Raw genomic sequence first — 16380 nt, forward strand, 5'->3', positions numbered from 1 at the left:
GCACAGGCTCAGGCTCCCCATACAGTACAGGCAGTAACACGAAAGCCTGTCACTGCATGGGGAGTTTGTATTTGGACGCCCAGAGCCTTACCTTGCCGCAAGCGGAAAAGGCAGCGCTGCCGTTAAACAGCAAAAACCGCACGGGAATCATCCCGTACGGCTCCGCTGTACTGCCTGTTACAAGCTGCTGAACACGATGTTGCGCAGCTTGCGGGTAACCGGCATTGTGCCGGCATCCTTCTTCTGGACCATGAAGAGAATGGTCAGTCCATCCTGCGGGCTGTTCGTGAAATATGCCCCAAGCCAGCCGTCCCAGCCGTATTCGCCTTGGCCGCCCAAGCATCCGGCCTGGCCGGGATTAGTCATAATCCGCATCTGGTTGCCGTAGCTGTGGCCGCAGAGGGAGTGCCATGAATCGAAGCCCTGCTGCTGCCAGGCTGTTAATCCTGCAGACGTCATATACTGTACGGTTCTAGGCTTAAGCAGCTGTACACCATTCAGGCTGCCCTGATTCATCAGCATCGTCGTGAATTTGGCCGCATCATCAATCGTGGACACAAGGCCCGCTCCGCCCGATTCAAAGACAGCTTCCCGGTCCATCTGACAGTGGACACCCAGATGGCTGTCGGTATACAGCTTCAATCCGGCTTCCTTGTCCTCCTGATAGATATTCGCCAGGCGGCTCCGCTTCTCTTCCGGCAGCGAGAATCCGGTATCCTGCATGCCGAGCGGACCGAATATTTCTTTGGCCAGAAATTCACTGTACCGCATTCCGCTTACAGCTTCCACAATGGCTCCCAGAACGTCTGCCGACGTTCCGTATTGCCAGGAGGAACCCGGTTCAAAGGAAAGAGGGCCTTCGCCCAGCCGGTTAGCGAACTCCAGGGTGCTCATCGGATTGTCCCCGTTCAGCCGGCTGCTGAGCTCCTGGAATAAGGCATCGGCATACTGTCCGGCTTTGTCGGTTCCGCCGTAAGTCAGTCCGGAGGTCATGTTCAGCAGATCATGAATATCTACCTCACGGCTGACCGGCACCAGCTCGCCGTTCTTTTCTGCCTGCTGGTTCTTGAACCCGGGAATATAACGGCTGACCGGATCAAACAGATCAATAGCGCCGCGCTCCAGCAGCATCATCACTGCAGTCGCTGTAACCGGCTTCGTCATCGAATACAGCCGGAATATGGAATCCCTTGTTATCCGGCGGCCTGCTTCGATGTCCGCGAAGCCGTCTTCATGGTAGAACACCTCCCGGCCGTCCTTGATAATCATGAAGTTCGCGCCGGCGATTTCCTTGTTGCTGATGCTTGTCTTAAGTGTTTTTTGAAGCAGTTGAATTGCAGTAGGTTCCAGCATGGGTCTTAAATCTCCTTCTCCGGTTAAATTCAGTTCAATTCTGTAGAATGTAAACGATTGCTATAGAAAATACTAATCATTTTCCGGCAGATTGTATAGAGCCCGGGGCACGAAATCTTTACAGCCGTATGATAACAGATCAGGATGCACGGCTTTACTTCATAGCGTAATTACGAAATAATTAATCTATTAACTGTAGAATTAAGGAGAACTGCCAATGACTGCCTTCGAGCTGAATGTAGATAAGCCGGTAACGCTGGAGATGACAGGCAAGTTCGTCGCCCCCTCTGCAGACTGGATACATCTTAGCCGGATTTTGCATGATTATGAGCTGATTGTCATGACTGAGGGTGTGCTCTATCTGGCCGGTGACAGCCAGCAGTTCGCAGTCTCCAAAGGAGAATATCTGCTCCTCCCGCCGCTGACCAAGCAATACGGATATAAGTCCTCTGAATGCAGCTTCTATTGGCTGCACTTTCAGCCTGTGAGCAGCATCCAAGTTGCAGATTCTGCCGCCTGTACCTATGATAAGGGCGATAACCGCATTCTGCTGCCCCAATCCGGCACACTCCGCAGTCTGGAGAAGATCATTGTCATGATGAAGCAGCTGCAGGATTCGGTCAGGAACTACAACCAGGATACACTGAACAGCTATATGTCTACTGTAATCCTGTGCGAGCTGTACAACCAGTGCTGTGATACGAATGCTGATCAGCTCAAGAAGACGAAGCAGGAGCAGCTCTACAACGATGTTGTAGACTATATCAAATGGAGCCGCAGCGAGCATATCAAAGTGTCGCAAATCGCCGACTACTTCGGCTACAATGCGAAATATCTCTCTCATCTGTTCACGGTCATCTCCGGGATCTCCCTGAAGCAATACATCCTGCAGCAGAAGATGGAGCTGGCTAAGTATTTATTGACCGACACCAACCAGAACATCAGCGAGGTCTCTCTGCAGCTCGGCTACAAGGATTGCCATAATTTCATGAAATCGTTCAAAAAAATCGTCGGCCTCACCCCCACCGACTTCCGCAATGCCTATGCCAAACGCCTGCTGTTCTATAAATAAATGAACGGCTGCAGGAATAATGTCCCGTTACTACTACACTAACTTACTCCGCAACCGTTCAGTGGATGCTTTTCTCCATCTGAAGCCGGCTGTGGAGATTTTTTTGTCCGAAATGAACTTTTGGGACTGCTGTAAGCTCTTATCTAGGAGAGAGGTGAGAATATGAATGTAAGCCGTCTGGTCAGACAGGCCCAGAAAGGCAATAAGGAGGCTCTATTACAGCTGATTTTGGCCGAGCAGGACGCTTATTACCGCCTGGCTTACAGCTACATGAGGAATGAGCAGGATGCAATGGATGTCATGGAGGATATGATCGTGACCTTATACGAGAAGCTGGATCAGCTGAACAAAAGCGAAGCCTTCTACTGCTGGAGCAAAACCATTCTCGTGAACCGCTGTAAAACAGTCCTCCGCAAACAGCAGCAGCATCTTCCTTTGGGTGAAGAGGAAAGCGCGCTTGCGGTGGCTGCCTGGACAGAGGATAATCCCTACCGCCATACCGAGTCGGAGCTGGATCTGTCCGTGCTGCTCGCTCATCTGAACCCGCAGCAGCGGGAAGCAATTGAGCTCCGCTACGTCCATGATCTTCCCTATCAGACAATTGCCGAGATGACCGATGCGCCGGTCGGCACCATTAAATCAAGAATCTCGCTGGGCATACAGAAGCTCAAAACCATGATCGGAGGTGACCGTTATGAAGACAGTGGAGGAGAGAATCCAGGAGTACCAGAAGGTGATGACGCCATCAGAACTTGAAGGCAGGCTGCGGAAGGCCCTGGAGGAGGTTCCTTCCAGACGAAGAAGGCCAGCCCGCACCAAAGCCTGGTTTGCCGCGGCAGCAGCTGCTTGTCTGTTAACATTAGGAGTCTATCAATATCCTGCATTCGCTTATTACGGAGGCAAGCTGTTTAACCGCAGTGAGCTGCACTCCTTAAGCTTTGCTGAATTAGCTGGGCAAGGCTACGGGCAAGCTGTCAACAAAAGCAGAACGCTGAAGGATGGCTCTGTGTTCATGATTAACGGAGTCATTGCAGATGATAATGCCTTGCTGGTGTATTACAGCGTTCAGCGGCCCTCCGGCTATTACTTCGATGACACCGGGATCATCTATTATGGCCTTGACAGTATTGAAGGGTTCCTGACGCATTCCTCCCCGAGCGGAGGAAGCGGCAATTACAGCCAAGACAAAACCCGGTTTGACGGCGTCTATAAGTTTGATCCGGTCAGCCCCTTCTCCAGAAGCTTAACCCTAACCTTAAGTGCACGGCTGACTACGGGCGAGGTGGCACAATATCCGCTCTCCTTCAAGTATGATCCGAATAAAGCCATGCGCAGTATGCTGGCGGAGGATATTTCACAAGCCGTTCCGGTGGATCAGGGAGAGCTCCGCTATGACACGATTACAGCCTCCCCTACCTCAACCGTGGTGAAAGGTCATTATGAGCTGGAGAACGGGGAATTCCCGAGATTTGCCGGTGACACCAGGCTTTACGTGAACGGGAAGGAGCTGAAATTATGGGAGATGCGTTCAAGCCTGGTATCAGGCAAAAAGGCATTTGAAATTGAATTTGATGTGCTGCCGGCCGGCCGGATCAAGACTGTAGAGCTTGTACTCGTAAATTTCAGCGGATATGAGCGGGTAGACCAGCCTATCTCTCTGGCCGCACCATCGGACCGCTCCATACCAGTCGGGCCTGAGAAACTCTGGATCCGCAGCGTCACTCGTACCGCTGCAGGCTACGATGTCGTAATAGCCAGGAAACAGTTCACCTTCCCGGAGACGGAATCGCTGGCAGTTCAGGCCGGCGGCAAGACCGTTCCGGTAGCTGCTATATCCCCGGCCCGGCCGTGGGATCTGAAGAACGGCAACATACTGTGGGAGCAGACCTATTCCTTCAACACGGCAGATGTACCGCAATTCCTGCTGCTGGAGGGTTACAGTTATATCAAATCCTATAATAAGAGCATCACAATTCCAGTAGGGGACAAATAATAACAGTAGATATGGGGATGCGATACAGTTGGTTTGTTGCTGGCTGACAGAGTCGCCGCTGGAAGGAAGAAGATTGCTCAGTTCACGCTGAGCAGGCATGAATTGTTGTACGTTATACAACTCGGATGCCTATATACACGGGTGCTCGGGAGGATTGTTGTACGAAATGCAAGAATTTTGCCGCTGAACCACCCTGGTGGAGGAGAAATACTGCATTTCTTACAACAATCTGCGATTTTGGGCTGATATGATGAGCAAATTGTTGTATTATGTGCAGGATTCAGCGTCAGGGCGGTAATTTGGGGAACACAGGCGGCAGATAACTGCATTTCATACAATTAAAAGCCCGCTAACAACCGGATTTACTCCGTTAAGTGTATTCTGTACAGCTATAAATAGCGTAAGGAGCTTCTATTGGGTGATGAGGCCGAAATAATTGTACAGAATGCAATTATCCTGCTTACCGTGCTACAAATGGTGACTTTAGCTGTATGAAATACAGTTAACACTTCGCCGGCACCAGCAAAGCGCACAAATATCCCGCAACCCCTGGCAGGGGAGCGGGATATTCGCGTGTCCGGCAGGCGGCTTTACTTCCCGCCATCCTTCACCGGCACACCGAAGTCCGGAGTGCCGTCTTCGTTCCAGTGCAGACGCTGGGCCCGGGTATGACGGTTCGGATCATACAGCGGATCACCGGTGATCTCCTTATAGTTGCGGGCATGATAGATCAGGACATCCTCACCGTTCTCATCTACGGTGAAGCTGTTGTGGCCCGGGCCGTACTGCCCGTTCTCTTCGCTGGTCTTGAAGACCGGCTCGGGATGCTTGTGCCAGGAGGCCGCATCCAGCAGATCGCTGTCCTCATCCGCTGTGAGCAGCCCCATACAATAGTTGTAGTCGGTGGCGCTGGCCGAGAAGCTCATGAAGATTTTGCCGCCCCGCTTGATCACGGCAGCCCCTTCATTCACGCGGAAGCCGATAACCTCCCACGGATACTCCGGAGTAGCGATCATTGTCTGCGGTCCGGTCAGTGTCCAGCCGTTGGCCATAGCCGAGATATAGAGATTGGAGTTCCCTTCAATCTCCGGGTCCTTTTGCGCCCATACATAATATTGGACGCCCTTATGCTCGAAGGATGTGGCATCCAGGGCGAAGGATTCCCAGGCAGTTATCATCTGGCCCTTCTCTGCCCATTCTCCTTCGAGCGGATTCGCTGAAGCATTCTCCAGCACAAACATGCGGTGGTCGAACAGCCCTTCCTTAGTCTCTGTTGTCCGGGCAGCAGCGAAATAGATATACCATTTCTCATCGATATAATGAATTTCAGGGGCCCAGATATTGGCGCTGAGCGGGCCACTCTCGTATTTACGCCACGCTACGACAGGCAGCGCCTCTCTTAAGCCTTCGATCGTAGCCGCTCTGCGTACTTCAATCCGGTCATATTCCGGTACGGAGGCTGTGAAATAGTAGTATCCGTCACTGTGCTTGTATACCCAGGGATCAGCCCGCTGCTCCACAAGCGGATTATTGTACTCTCTATTTGTACTCATCATGGTTTCTCCTTTGATCTGAACTTTTCATCTCAGGGTCAAAACAACAACCGATGCCGGCGGCAGCCGGCATTCCAGCACGCCATCCTTGAACGAGGCGCCGCCGAAGGCTACAGGGGCCACCGCTTCCGGCTGCCCGAAGGTATTATGGGCATTCAGGTCGCTGTGCGTGAGCAGCTTCCCGCTTACTTCACCTGCTGCACCGGCAAGCTCAATAGCAAGACCGGCTTCATCCGCATGGCTCATATTGCAGAGGGAGATGTAAATGATCCCTGCCTCATCCCGCGAAGCAGATACACTAACCTGCGGGATCAGCTCTTCGCCGTAAGCATAGCCGGGACTGGTGAAGTCAATCGCAAGCAGCTCATTATCCTGATGCACCTTGTACATTTCAAAGACATGGTACGTAGGGGTCAGCAGCATTTGCTCACCCTCCGTAAGAATCAGCGCCTGGAGTACATTAACCATCTGGGCCAGATTGGCCATGTGCACACGGCTGCTGTGATTCTGGAAGATGTTCAGATGGATTCCGGCTACTAGCGCATCCCTGAGCGTGTTCTGCTGGTACAGGAATCCGGGATTCGTTCCCGGCTCGGTCAGGAACCAGGTCCCCCATTCATCTATGATCAATCCTACCCGCTTCTCCGGATCGTATTTGTCCATAATCGCGGAATGCCGGGTAATGAGCTCATCCATATGGAGTGATTTCTTCATCGTTTCGAACCATTCAGCGGTATCGAACCCAAGCGCATAACGTTTCTCTTCCCAGCTGCCCGGAATGGTATAGGAATGGAGACTTAACCCGTCCATGAACCGTCCGGCTTCGCGCATCAGCACTTCCGTCCAATTGTAATCGTCCACATTGGCCCCTCCGGCAATCCGGTATAGCTTGTTGTCACCGTAGTTACGGGCATAGGTCTGATAACGGCGGTACAGATCTGCATAGTACTCCGGCCGCATATTGCCGCCGCAGCCCCAGTTCTCATTCCCGACGCCAAAGTACTTCAGCTTCCAAGGCTCTTCACGGCCATTCACGGCACGCCAGTTAGCCATCGGCGACTCGCCGTCAAAGGTCATATACTCCACCCATTCCGACATTTCCTGAACCGTACCGCTGCCTACATTGCCGCAAATATACGGCTCGCATTCCAGCAGCTCACACAGGCGGAAAAACTCATGCGTGCCGAAGTGGTTATTCTCGACCACGCCGCCCCAGTGTGTATTGATCATCCGTTTGCGGCTCTCCGGCCGTCCAATGCCGTCTTTCCAGTGATATTCGTCGGCGAAGCAGCCGCCCGGCCAGCGGAGCACGGGAATATCCAGTTTTTTGAGTGCAGCAACCACATCATCGCGGATGCCGTCCGTATTCGGAATCGGTGAATCCTTGCCTACCCAGAGGCCTTCATAGATACATCTGCCAAGATGCTCGGCGAAATGTCCGTACAGGTGGCGGCTGATCCTGCTTGCCCCTTCACCTGTGTTTATCTTTACAGCAGTCATTGTTCGCTTCCCCATCCTTTCCTGCTCCCTGTATAACTTCATGTCAGGAGCTCTGCTTGCCCCAGCTGCAAATGCCGTTATCATTCATACCGGTAAATACGAGCGCCGGCGCATTCTTCTCCCAGTCCCAGGCCGGAAGCAGCCTGACCTGCTCCACATGGCCTTGACCTTCAGACAGAGCATTCCATCTCAGAGTCAGCGTCCGCCCGCCGTCCAGGCTCCAGCTTCCCTGTCCGTGTTCGCCGGTTAATTCCCCGTTCCAGTGCAGCTTCAGCGGTACCGACTGTACCTGGCCGTCTACAGCCGGATCATGAACAAGCCGTTCCCATTCTCCCGGAACCATTGCCGCAGGAATATCCTGCTCAGTCTCACCGGCATAACGCTGCGGCGATACTACCGGCCAGCCGTCCTCCGTCCAGAGAATCGTGCGGATATGCAGGTAAGGCCAATGCTTATCGGCTCCGCCCCGGGCGTGATGTACCATATAATAATTGCCGTTATCGTTCAGGACCGAGTTATGTCCCGGTGCAATCCAGCCCGGATCATCACCGAACCGGTATCCGCCCATTACCTTGACTCCCACCTCATGCTGCGGCATATACGTGCTGTCAGCAACATCGCGGCCGTGCGCATCCAGATACGGGCCGGTAATTGAAGCCGAACGGGCTACACGGACGTTGTAATCCTCGAATAAAGAGTCATAAGACAGGAACAGATAATACTGCTTGAACTGTTCATTATAGATAATGTAGGGTCCTTCTACTGCCCCGTCCTCTGTAGTCTTATCGCGGACAGCAAGCAGCTTGCCGAAGCCTTCCTCCAGCGGTTTGCCGGTTTCCGGGTCCAGTTCAGTGATATGGATCCCCCCGAAAAAGGAGCCGTACACCATCCACATCCGGCCCTCTGCATCCTTCAGCACATTGGCATCAATGGCATTCAGCGGGTCTTCATCACGGGTCCGGATAACCACTCCTTCATCCGTCCACGGGCCTTCGATATGCTCTGCGGTGTGCAGGCCGATCAGCGACTGGCGGCTGCCGAAGGAGGAAGCGGAATAATACATCCGGTATTGCCCGTTCACCTGTACAACATCGGGCGCCCACAAATTGCCTGAGCCCGCCCAGTCCAGTGCAACCTGGGGAATGCCCGGCAGGGCATACTGCACCCATTGCCAGTGAATGAGATCCGGTGATTTGCGGACCATAACCCCCGGTATCAGCTCGCCGCCGACTCTGACATCCGTCGAGAAGACATAGTAGCCGTCATCTGTCTTAATAATTCCGGGATCATGTGCGTTATGTACTCCCCATTCCGGCTCCCGGTCAAGGATGGAGGTATCGTACATGGTGAATTCTCCTGGTGAAGACGGGAACTGTACCCCGGCATTCTCACCATTTGCAGGATGTGGCATCTCGGTTACCCCTTTACACCTGAAATTGCTACAGATTCAATAATCTGCTTCTGGAATACCAGGAAGATAATAAGCATCGGCAGCAGGGCAATAATTGAAGCCGCCATAATCAGCGGATAGTCCGTCTGAATCGCATACGTCGCATTAAAGTTGGCGATAACCAGCTGCAGCGTCTGTTTCTCCGGTGAATTCAGATAGATAATCGGCGACAGGTAGTCATTCCAGATCCCCATGAACCACAGGATCAGCTGTGCAGCTACCGCCGGTTTGATCAGCGGGAAGGTAATTGAGCTATACAGGCGGAAATACGAGCTTCCGTCAATTTTGGCCGCTTCAATGATGGCATTAGGCACACTGCTCAGATATTGCCGCAGGAAGAAGATCATCACGATATTGCCGAACAGGCCAGGAACGATCAGCGGCAGCAGAGTGTCGATCCAGCCCAGCTTCGAGAACATGAAGAACTGCGGAATCATCACTGCCGGATACGGGATCATCAGCGAAGAGAGCATCAGCAGGAAAATTTTATTTTTTGCCGGAAAACGCAATTTGGAGAATGAAAACGCCGCGAGACTGGAGGTGAACGTACCGACCGCAGTTACAGTAACCGCGATGATTACGCTGTTCTTAATCCCGCTCAGCAGCGGACCGGCTTCCCAAATCTCACTGTATTTATTGAAATGGAACGGATTCGGAATCCACACCGGAGGCAAGGCGAATACATCCTGCTTATCCTTAAATGAAGTGGACAGCATCCAGAGCAGCGGACCGATCATGAATACCGCGCCGATTAACAGTAGAACGAATATGATAGAATTGGTAACTCTTCTTCTGCTCGTCATATTTAGGGTCTCCTCTCTCTAAAGAATCAATCGACATCGAACGATTGCTTCTCGTTCATTCGGAATTGGATAAGAGTCACGACAAATATGAACACGCCGAGGAATACCGCCATTGCAGAGGCATAACCCATCTGGAAGTTGCCGAAGGCCTTCTGCCAAATGTAGAACACTACGGAAGCCGAAGCATATTCCGGTCCGCCGGTAGGGGTCATAATGTTCATCTCGGTAAAAATTTGCGATCCTCCGATAATATTGGTAACGATAATGAAGAAGGTTACCGGTCGTACCATAGGCCAGGTAATATGCCGGAATGATTGGAAGCCATTTGCCCCGTCCAGCTCTGCCGCTTCGTAATAGGATCTGGAGACGCTCTGCAGGGCCGCCAAATAGAGCAGCATCGTATAGCCGAGTCCCTTCCAGACCGCCATAATAATCAGCGCCGGCTTGACCGTGAATTTATTGGCCATCCAGTTAGGCCCGCTTATCCCGAACAGATCCAGGAACTGGTTCACTAGCCCGTAGTCACCGTTGTACGCCCAGTTCCACATGATGGACACTGCCGCCAGGGAAGAAATGACCGGAACATAATAGATGACGCGGAACGCCGTAGTCCCGGGAACCCCGCGGTTGAGGCCCAGTGCCAAGAGCAGCGCTAATGTAATGCCGATTGGAATGCCAAGCATCATGAAGAGTGTATTAAATAAAGCCTTATGGAACAGCTCATCCGTTAACAGGTCGGTGAAATTGCTCAGGCCGATCAGATTCATCTGTCCGAGTCCGTCCCAATCGGTAAATGAGCCATAGATTGAATAAATCATCGGATACAGTGTAAAGATTAACAGTCCCAGCAGCGGAGGAAGAATAAACAGAAATCCGTAGATTTTCTCCTTCCGGTAGAGGTTCGACTTAGCGTTCATTACAATCACCTCAAATTCAGATAGTTCAGATAAAAGTGATGCTGGTCCGTTGTTACAGGGAGCCAAGCATCACTTTTATTCTGGTTAAGAACTATTTTGTCAGCTTATATATGTCTTACTTCTTGGATTTGGCTTCCTGCTCAACTGCTTTATCCAGCAGCTTCTGCATCTTCGGCTGTTCCGATTTCACGTATTCCTCAGGGGTAACCTTGCCGTCCAGAACCGGTTGAATATCGGTGTAGAACAGGTTATACCACTCAGCGTTGTAAGTATAATGACCAGGAAGTACTCTGCCGTACTCGTTAACCACCTGCAGGAATTCTTCTTTATTGGCCGGTTTGGTTGTCGTATCCGCAGCCCATTCATTAGCCATATCAATCAGGTTCGGAATCTGTACTTTAGCCTTAACCAGCGCTTCCATACCTTCCTTCGATGCAGTCAGATAGTTGATCAGTTCTACAGCTTCGTCCGGATGCTTTGTTTTGGCGGAGGCACCGATACCAAGTGATCCGGTCCATGTAGCGGATACGCCGGTGGAGCCCGCAGGGTAAGGCATCAGATCATAATCGAAAGGAAGGGTTTCATAAGTGCTCATATCCCATGGTCCTACAGGGAAGAAGGCCATTTCGCCTTTCATCCAGCGCTGGTAGGTATCCAGTGTCTGCGCTTGTTCAGTGGACGGCGTAATACCGTATTTAAGCTGCATGTCCACGAAGAATTGCAGAGCTTCAACGAATTTTGGATCATCAATCGTTACTTTTGTTTTGGTAGCATCGAGCCAGTCCGCACCGTTACTCCATACAAAGGAAGGCAATGCCCACTGTACGTTGAAACCTGCACCGAATTGATCCAGCTTGCCGTCGTTGTCTTTATCGATCGTCAGCTGCTGGGCCACTTTGATGAATTCATCCCAGGTGTAAGGCTTGTCCTTGTCAGGAAGCGGGATTCCCGCTGCTTCAAACATAGTCTTATTGTATCCGAGCGCGAAAGGACCAACGTCTTTAGGCATACCGTACAGGTTACCCTGTCCGGCCATAGTGCCGTCATAACGGTACAGGTCAACGCCGTATTTCCAGATGTTGTTCAAGTCAATATTGGTATTGCCTTCAACATAGCTCGTCAGGTCCAGCAGCACACCGCTGTTCACATAAGCCTTCAGATCACCAGATTCGAAGTAGAATACGTCAGGCACGCTGTTACCGGTAATCGAAGCTTTCAGCTTGGTTGCATATTGGTCAGCCGCAGTCACAACAATCTTAACCTTTACGTTAGGGTGATCGGCTTCAAATTGTTTAACTACGCCTTCATAAGCTTTTTGCTCATCGGTTCCCCCACGGAACATGAACGTAAGGTTTTTAGTTTCTTTTGAATCGTTTTTGCCGGCATTCGCAGTGGCTTCACCGCCGCTGTTGCTCCCGGATGATGCATTGTTGTTCCCGCCGCAGCCTGCAAGTATAACCGATACCATTAGAACCAACGACAGCAGTGTAAACCAGCCCTTTTTCTTTAACACTGTAACCCCTCCTAGGATTTGCTGAACAAGTATAATGCTGATAATACTATATAGAAGAACTAAAGCAGCCCGGTCCGGGCAGGCCAGTTCAAGCTATCCAATCTTATTGCTTGCCAAGTCTGATTACATTCCACGATGCCTTCGGCAGAAGCGTCTCCAAATAACCGTCCCTGCATACCGTACCGTTAGCCAGTTCAGGCTGTACCTTTTGCTCAGCAGGCGTGTTCACAGCCTTCAGATCATCATGCTTCAGGACGATATGTTCAATCAGCTTGTACCCCTCGAAGCCCCGGACATCTGCTCGCAGCTGCAGGCCTTCCTCCAAATGGCGGTTCACCGCAAAAATAGTCAGCTCATCCTGCTCCTCGTTATAGACAATCGCACTGTCGAGATAAGGAACATCGGTATAATCCTGCGCATCATATTTCGGTGAATTCACAATCGGCTGAAGCGAAACCCCGCGGCCGTATTTGGAAGCATGCAGATAAGGATAAAAGATTGTCTGCTTCCACGCGGCGCCGCCTGCTTCGGTCATAATCGGCGCGATCACGTTAACGAGCTGGGCCAGGCAGGCCATCTTCACCCGGTCAGCATGCCGGAGGAAAGTAATCAGCATACTTCCGATCAGAAGGGCATCCTCGAAGTTGTAATGATCCTCAAGCTGCGGCGGGCCAACCGACCACGGCTCAATCTTCGCGTCTGATTCGTTCGAGTGATACCATACATTCCATTCATCGAAGCTGAGATACATCGTCTTCTTGCTGCGCTTCTTCGCCTTGATGTAATCGCAGGTCGCAGTGACAGTCCGGATGAAATGCTCCAGATCCATGCTACGTGCCAGGAAATTCGCTGTATCGTTGTCACGGTTGCCATAGTACTGGTGCAGCGATACATAATCCGCTACGTCATACGTATGATCCAGAGTAACCGCTTCCCATTCCGGGAAGGTCGGCATTGCTGAGCTGGAGCTTCCGCAGGAGACAAGCTCGATATCCGGATCAACCAGACGCATTACTTTGCCGGTCTCATATGCCAGTCTTCCATATTCCGCTGCTGTCTTCTGGCCGATCTGCCACGGGCCGTCCATTTCATTGCCAAGGCACCAGGTCTTGATCTTATGAGGCTGTGCTACACCGTGACTGCGCCGCAGATCACTCCAATAGGTGCCACCCGGATGATTGCAGTATTCCAGAAGATTACGTGCCGCATCCACACCGCGGGTTCCGAGATTGACGGCCATCATGACCTCCGAACCGACTTCTCTGGCCCAGTTCATGAATTCATTGGTGCCTACCTCATTAGGCTCAACGGTCCGCCAGGCCAGTTCAAGGCGTCTTGGACGCTGCGCTGCCGGGCCTACACCATCTTCCCAGTTGTATCCGGATACAAAGTTTCCCCCGGGATAACGGATGATGGGTACATCAAGCTCCTTGACGAGTGACTTCACATCTTCCCTGAAGCCGGAAGCTCCTGCGGTCCGGTGTCCCGGCTCATAAATACCGCCGTATACCGCTCTTCCCAGATGTTCTATGAATGAGCCATAGATCCGCTTATCCACTTCGGCAATTACAAAGGCTTTATCGGCGATAAGCGTTGCTCTTAGTCCACCCGACGACAATATGACCACCACCGATTTCATATTTTTATTAAATAATTAAAAAACATTTGAATGTATTCGCTTACAGATATAAAATAACATATATAAAGAACTATGTAAACATAAAAATATAAATCTATTCATACATATTCAAAACAAAATAGAAAAAAGCCTATTTTCTGAAATAATCACGACTTTTTCACAACTTTATAGCTTTATTCATTCAACATGTTATAAAACAAAAAGCTCTTTTGTTTCATATTTAGCTTAATTTTAATTATAACCTACAAATAAAGGCAGAAAGCTTTCCTTTTAAGCTCAATTAGTTTATAATTTTGTAAAACAGTTGTTTTCAAACGACCTCACCGGAAGAAGGTACCCTAAATATGATTTATATCAAAGATTTAATGAGCGGCATTGATATTTTCAAAGCGCTCAGCTCCGAGATCCGTATCCAGATTCTTGAGCTGCTGGCGACCAATCAGGCACTGAACCTGAATGAAATTGCCAAGAAGCTGAATCTCAGCAACGGGGCAATTACGATGCACATTAAGAAGCTGGAGGAAAGCGGCCTGATCGAGATTAATACCTCGGTGGGCAAGCACGGCATTCAGAAGGTCTGCTATCTGAACAAGGATAAGCTGATGGTTGATCTGCGCAGCAAGGATGTCGATAATCTTTATGAAGTCGAAATTCAGGTAGGCCATTACAGCAACTATCAGGCGGTTCCTACCTGCGGGCTGGCTACCAAGGACAGCATTATCGGTGACTTCGACGAGCCGCGTTATTTCGCTGATCCCCAGCGGATTGATTCAGAGATCATCTGGATGGCGGAAGGCTTCCTTGAATACCGCATCCCGAACTACCTCAAAGCCAACCAGACCTTCCGGGAGATCCAGTTCTCCATGGAGATCGGTTCAGAAGCGCCGGGCTTCAGTGACAACTATCCGTCCGACCTGTACTTTTATGTAAACGGAATCGAAATCGGTTCATGGACCAGTCCCGGTGACTTCGGAGATGCCCGCGGCACCTTCAATCCGGACTGGTGGCCGCCGCATCTTAACCAGTACGGAATGCTCAAGCTGATCCGGATCAATAATGAGGGAAGCTTCATTGACGGCTGCCGCATCTCAGACATCACCCTGGACGACATCAAGCTGGATTATAAAAGCGAGCTGACCTTCCGGATCGCCGTCACCGACAAGCCGTTCAACAAGCGCGGCCTGACCATCTACGGCAAGCATTTCGGCAACTACAGCCAGGATCTCCTGGCGCGTGTACTTTATAACGTGCATGAGGTTAATGACCCTTCCTGCCGCCCGGCAGCAACAGCGCTTGAATAAGTCTTCCCCCCCCACAAAGTGATGCCCATTCTCGGATGTTGACTCAGGTACTTTGCGGGGACCCCGGAAATTATAAAATTCTTATCTTCTTAACAAGACCATCTCCCTGACGGGGGATGGTCTTTGTCATTCTAAAGCCTGTATCTGCTTCCCTCCTACTCCTGCAGGTAAGGAACTTCCAGTATAATCAGGCCCCCCTTAACCCACACTAACGAATGTCTTTTAAACTACCGCGAGGGAGTGTTTCGAATGCGTGAAGGGATGATACCAGCCGTTCTGGGAACCGTTGTAACCGCGTCGAGCGCAGCTTTTCTTGGCAGCAGATACAAGATAGCCGCTACAGGGATTCTCGGATTTGGTCTGGCGCATATTGTACTCGGCACCATTGATTTGTTCGAGCACCGTTGAAAGACCCGAAGGCTGGCTGGCCCGTGCAGAATGTGCGGGCTGGTCTTATAAGTAAACAAAAAGGCCCCTGCCCACCAGCGGGCAAGGACCTAACGGTACATAGGCGTCATTTCACAGCTACATAAAACAGACGCTCCGCGGAATCATCCGCTTCCATCCATTCAAAGTCCGCATACAGCCGTACCTCACTGAATCCGGCCTTCAGCAGTTCCTGCTTCATCCATTCAGGATCATACGCACGCTGGATGTGCGTCTCTTCGAAACGGCGGTACAGATCCGGCCGTCCCTCCTCGCGGGCAAAGATCGACAGATGATGCTCAATCTCCCGGCGCGGCACATCCAGCTCACAGGTCCAGATATACGATACATTAGGCTCATCCTGCACGAAGGGCTGCTCTTCTTCATAGCGGATCAGCGTGTTCGGATGATGGACATCGAACAGGAAGGTCCCGCCCGGCTTGAGTCCGGCATACGTGCAGGCAAATACTTTCTGCACTTCCTGCTCCTCCAGCACATAATTCAGGCAGTCACAGAATGAAATGACAGAATCGACCGGCTCCGGCAATTCCCACTCCGTCATATTCTGCCTGATCCAGAGAATACTGCCTTCCCTGCTCAGACGCAGCCCATGCGGCTGCTGCTCCAGCTTCTGCCGGGCGACGGCCAGCATGTCCGAGGACAGGTCAATTCCCGTCATATGATAACCGGCTGCGGCCAGCGGAAGCGTAAGACTGCCGGTACCGCAGCCGAGCTCAGCTACTGTACGCGGCTTACCGTATTTGCCCCATGCCGTCTCGGCAAAGGCCAGCCAATCCGGATAAGGCATATCCGCCATCAGCTCATCGTAGACATAAGCAAATTTCCCATAGGAGGACACT

Annotated in this window: 14 protein-coding genes; 5 read left to right on the plus strand and 9 right to left on the minus strand. The window is 51.3% G+C overall.

Going from position 1 to position 16380, the window contains the following annotated elements; all coding sequences use genetic code 11:
* Positions 1–177: 177 nt before the first annotated feature.
* Complete coding sequence (locus LOS79_RS16315; protein ID WP_315421766.1) at positions 178–1353, minus strand: serine hydrolase domain-containing protein; 1176 nt, start codon at positions 1351–1353, stop codon at positions 178–180.
* A gap of 217 nt (positions 1354–1570) precedes the next feature.
* On the opposite strand from LOS79_RS16315, the gene LOS79_RS16320 reads away from it, so the two are divergent.
* The 3 genes from LOS79_RS16320 (at position 1571) to LOS79_RS16330 (ending at position 4418) form a co-directional block, all read left to right on the plus strand.
* Positions 1571–2425: an AraC family transcriptional regulator gene (locus tag LOS79_RS16320; protein ID WP_315421768.1), complete on the plus strand. Its 855-nt coding sequence runs from the start codon at positions 1571–1573 to the stop codon at positions 2423–2425.
* Positions 2426–2587: 162 nt separating this feature from the next.
* Entirely contained in the window at positions 2588–3181 is a 594-nt protein-coding gene (locus tag LOS79_RS16325; protein ID WP_315421771.1) for a sigma-70 family RNA polymerase sigma factor, read from the plus strand.
* Positions 3120–4418, plus strand: coding sequence for a DUF4179 domain-containing protein (locus LOS79_RS16330; RefSeq protein WP_315421773.1), 1299 nt, complete (start codon positions 3120–3122; stop codon positions 4416–4418). The genes LOS79_RS16325 and LOS79_RS16330 overlap by 62 nt, the downstream gene beginning before the upstream one ends.
* A 590-nt stretch (positions 4419–5008) precedes the next feature.
* Here the strand turns inward: LOS79_RS16330 and LOS79_RS16335 are convergent.
* The 7 genes from LOS79_RS16335 to LOS79_RS16365 form a co-directional block, all read right to left on the minus strand.
* A complete protein-coding gene (locus tag LOS79_RS16335; RefSeq protein WP_315422276.1) occupies positions 5009–5971 on the minus strand; it encodes a glycoside hydrolase family 43 protein in 963 nt (320 codons plus the stop codon).
* Between the two features lie 27 nt (positions 5972–5998).
* The gene (locus LOS79_RS16340; protein ID WP_397386797.1) at positions 5999–7471 is read right to left on the minus strand and encodes an alpha-N-arabinofuranosidase; all 1473 of its coding nucleotides are present in this window, start codon (positions 7469–7471) and stop codon (positions 5999–6001) included.
* Positions 7472–7514: 43 nt separating this feature from the next.
* On the minus strand, positions 7515–8882 hold the full coding sequence (locus LOS79_RS16345) for an arabinan endo-1,5-alpha-L-arabinosidase (RefSeq protein ID WP_397386764.1): 1368 nt from the start codon (positions 8880–8882) through the stop codon (positions 7515–7517).
* A 5-nt stretch (positions 8883–8887) separates the two neighbouring features.
* A complete protein-coding gene (locus tag LOS79_RS16350; protein WP_315421779.1) occupies positions 8888–9724 on the minus strand; it encodes a carbohydrate ABC transporter permease in 837 nt (278 codons plus the stop codon).
* Positions 9725–9750: 26 nt separating this feature from the next.
* Entirely contained in the window at positions 9751–10641 is an 891-nt protein-coding gene (locus tag LOS79_RS16355; protein WP_315421782.1) for a carbohydrate ABC transporter permease, read from the minus strand.
* Between the two features lie 115 nt (positions 10642–10756).
* Positions 10757–12154, minus strand: coding sequence for an ABC transporter substrate-binding protein (locus LOS79_RS16360; protein WP_315421783.1), 1398 nt, complete (start codon positions 12152–12154; stop codon positions 10757–10759).
* 103 nt (positions 12155–12257) lie between these two features.
* Complete coding sequence (locus tag LOS79_RS16365; RefSeq protein ID WP_315421785.1) at positions 12258–13793, minus strand: arabinosylfuranosidase ArfA; 1536 nt, start codon at positions 13791–13793, stop codon at positions 12258–12260.
* Between the two features lie 344 nt (positions 13794–14137).
* On the opposite strand from LOS79_RS16365, the gene LOS79_RS16370 reads away from it, so the two are divergent.
* Together LOS79_RS16370 and LOS79_RS16375 are read left to right on the plus strand one after the other, a co-directional pair.
* Complete coding sequence (locus LOS79_RS16370) at positions 14138–15094, plus strand: ArsR/SmtB family transcription factor (RefSeq protein ID WP_315421788.1); 957 nt, start codon at positions 14138–14140, stop codon at positions 15092–15094.
* A gap of 249 nt (positions 15095–15343) precedes the next feature.
* On the plus strand, positions 15344–15502 hold the full coding sequence (locus tag LOS79_RS16375; RefSeq protein WP_036725695.1) for a hypothetical protein: 159 nt from the start codon (positions 15344–15346) through the stop codon (positions 15500–15502).
* 106 nt (positions 15503–15608) lie between these two features.
* Here LOS79_RS16375 and LOS79_RS16380 read toward each other — a convergent pair whose 3' ends face one another.
* Positions 15609–16379 carry a class I SAM-dependent DNA methyltransferase gene (locus tag LOS79_RS16380; protein WP_315422280.1) on the minus strand — a complete coding sequence of 257 codons (771 nt, stop codon included), beginning with the start codon at positions 16377–16379 and terminating at the stop codon, positions 15609–15611.
* Position 16380 lies beyond the last annotated feature (1 nt).

The organism is Paenibacillus sp. MMS20-IR301 (assembly GCF_032302195.1).
Taxonomy (GTDB): domain Bacteria; phylum Bacillota; class Bacilli; order Paenibacillales; family Paenibacillaceae; genus Paenibacillus_AQ.

What these genes read in the sequence shown, in the direction of transcription:
- LOS79_RS16315 (WP_315421766.1), bottom strand. Translation starts at nt 1,353, where the DNA reads ATGCTGGAACCTACTGCAATTCAACTGCTTCAAAAAACACTTAAGACA.
- LOS79_RS16320 (WP_315421768.1), top strand. Translation starts at nt 1,571, where the DNA reads ATGACTGCCTTCGAGCTGAATGTAGATAAGCCGGTAACGCTGGAGATG.
- LOS79_RS16325 (WP_315421771.1), top strand. Translation starts at nt 2,588, where the DNA reads ATGAATGTAAGCCGTCTGGTCAGACAGGCCCAGAAAGGCAATAAGGAG.
- LOS79_RS16330 (WP_315421773.1), top strand. Translation starts at nt 3,120, where the DNA reads ATGAAGACAGTGGAGGAGAGAATCCAGGAGTACCAGAAGGTGATGACG.
- LOS79_RS16335 (WP_315422276.1), bottom strand. Translation starts at nt 5,971, where the DNA reads ATGAGTACAAATAGAGAGTACAATAATCCGCTTGTGGAGCAGCGGGCT.
- LOS79_RS16340 (WP_397386797.1), bottom strand. Translation starts at nt 7,471, where the DNA reads ATGACTGCTGTAAAGATAAACACAGGTGAAGGGGCAAGCAGGATCAGC.
- LOS79_RS16345 (WP_397386764.1), bottom strand. Translation starts at nt 8,882, where the DNA reads ATGCCACATCCTGCAAATGGTGAGAATGCCGGGGTACAGTTCCCGTCT.
- LOS79_RS16350 (WP_315421779.1), bottom strand. Translation starts at nt 9,724, where the DNA reads ATGACGAGCAGAAGAAGAGTTACCAATTCTATCATATTCGTTCTACTG.
- LOS79_RS16355 (WP_315421782.1), bottom strand. Translation starts at nt 10,641, where the DNA reads ATGAACGCTAAGTCGAACCTCTACCGGAAGGAGAAAATCTACGGATTT.
- LOS79_RS16365 (WP_315421785.1), bottom strand. Translation starts at nt 13,793, where the DNA reads ATGAAATCGGTGGTGGTCATATTGTCGTCGGGTGGACTAAGAGCAACG.
- LOS79_RS16370 (WP_315421788.1), top strand. Translation starts at nt 14,138, where the DNA reads ATGATTTATATCAAAGATTTAATGAGCGGCATTGATATTTTCAAAGCG.
- LOS79_RS16375 (WP_036725695.1), top strand. Translation starts at nt 15,344, where the DNA reads ATGCGTGAAGGGATGATACCAGCCGTTCTGGGAACCGTTGTAACCGCG.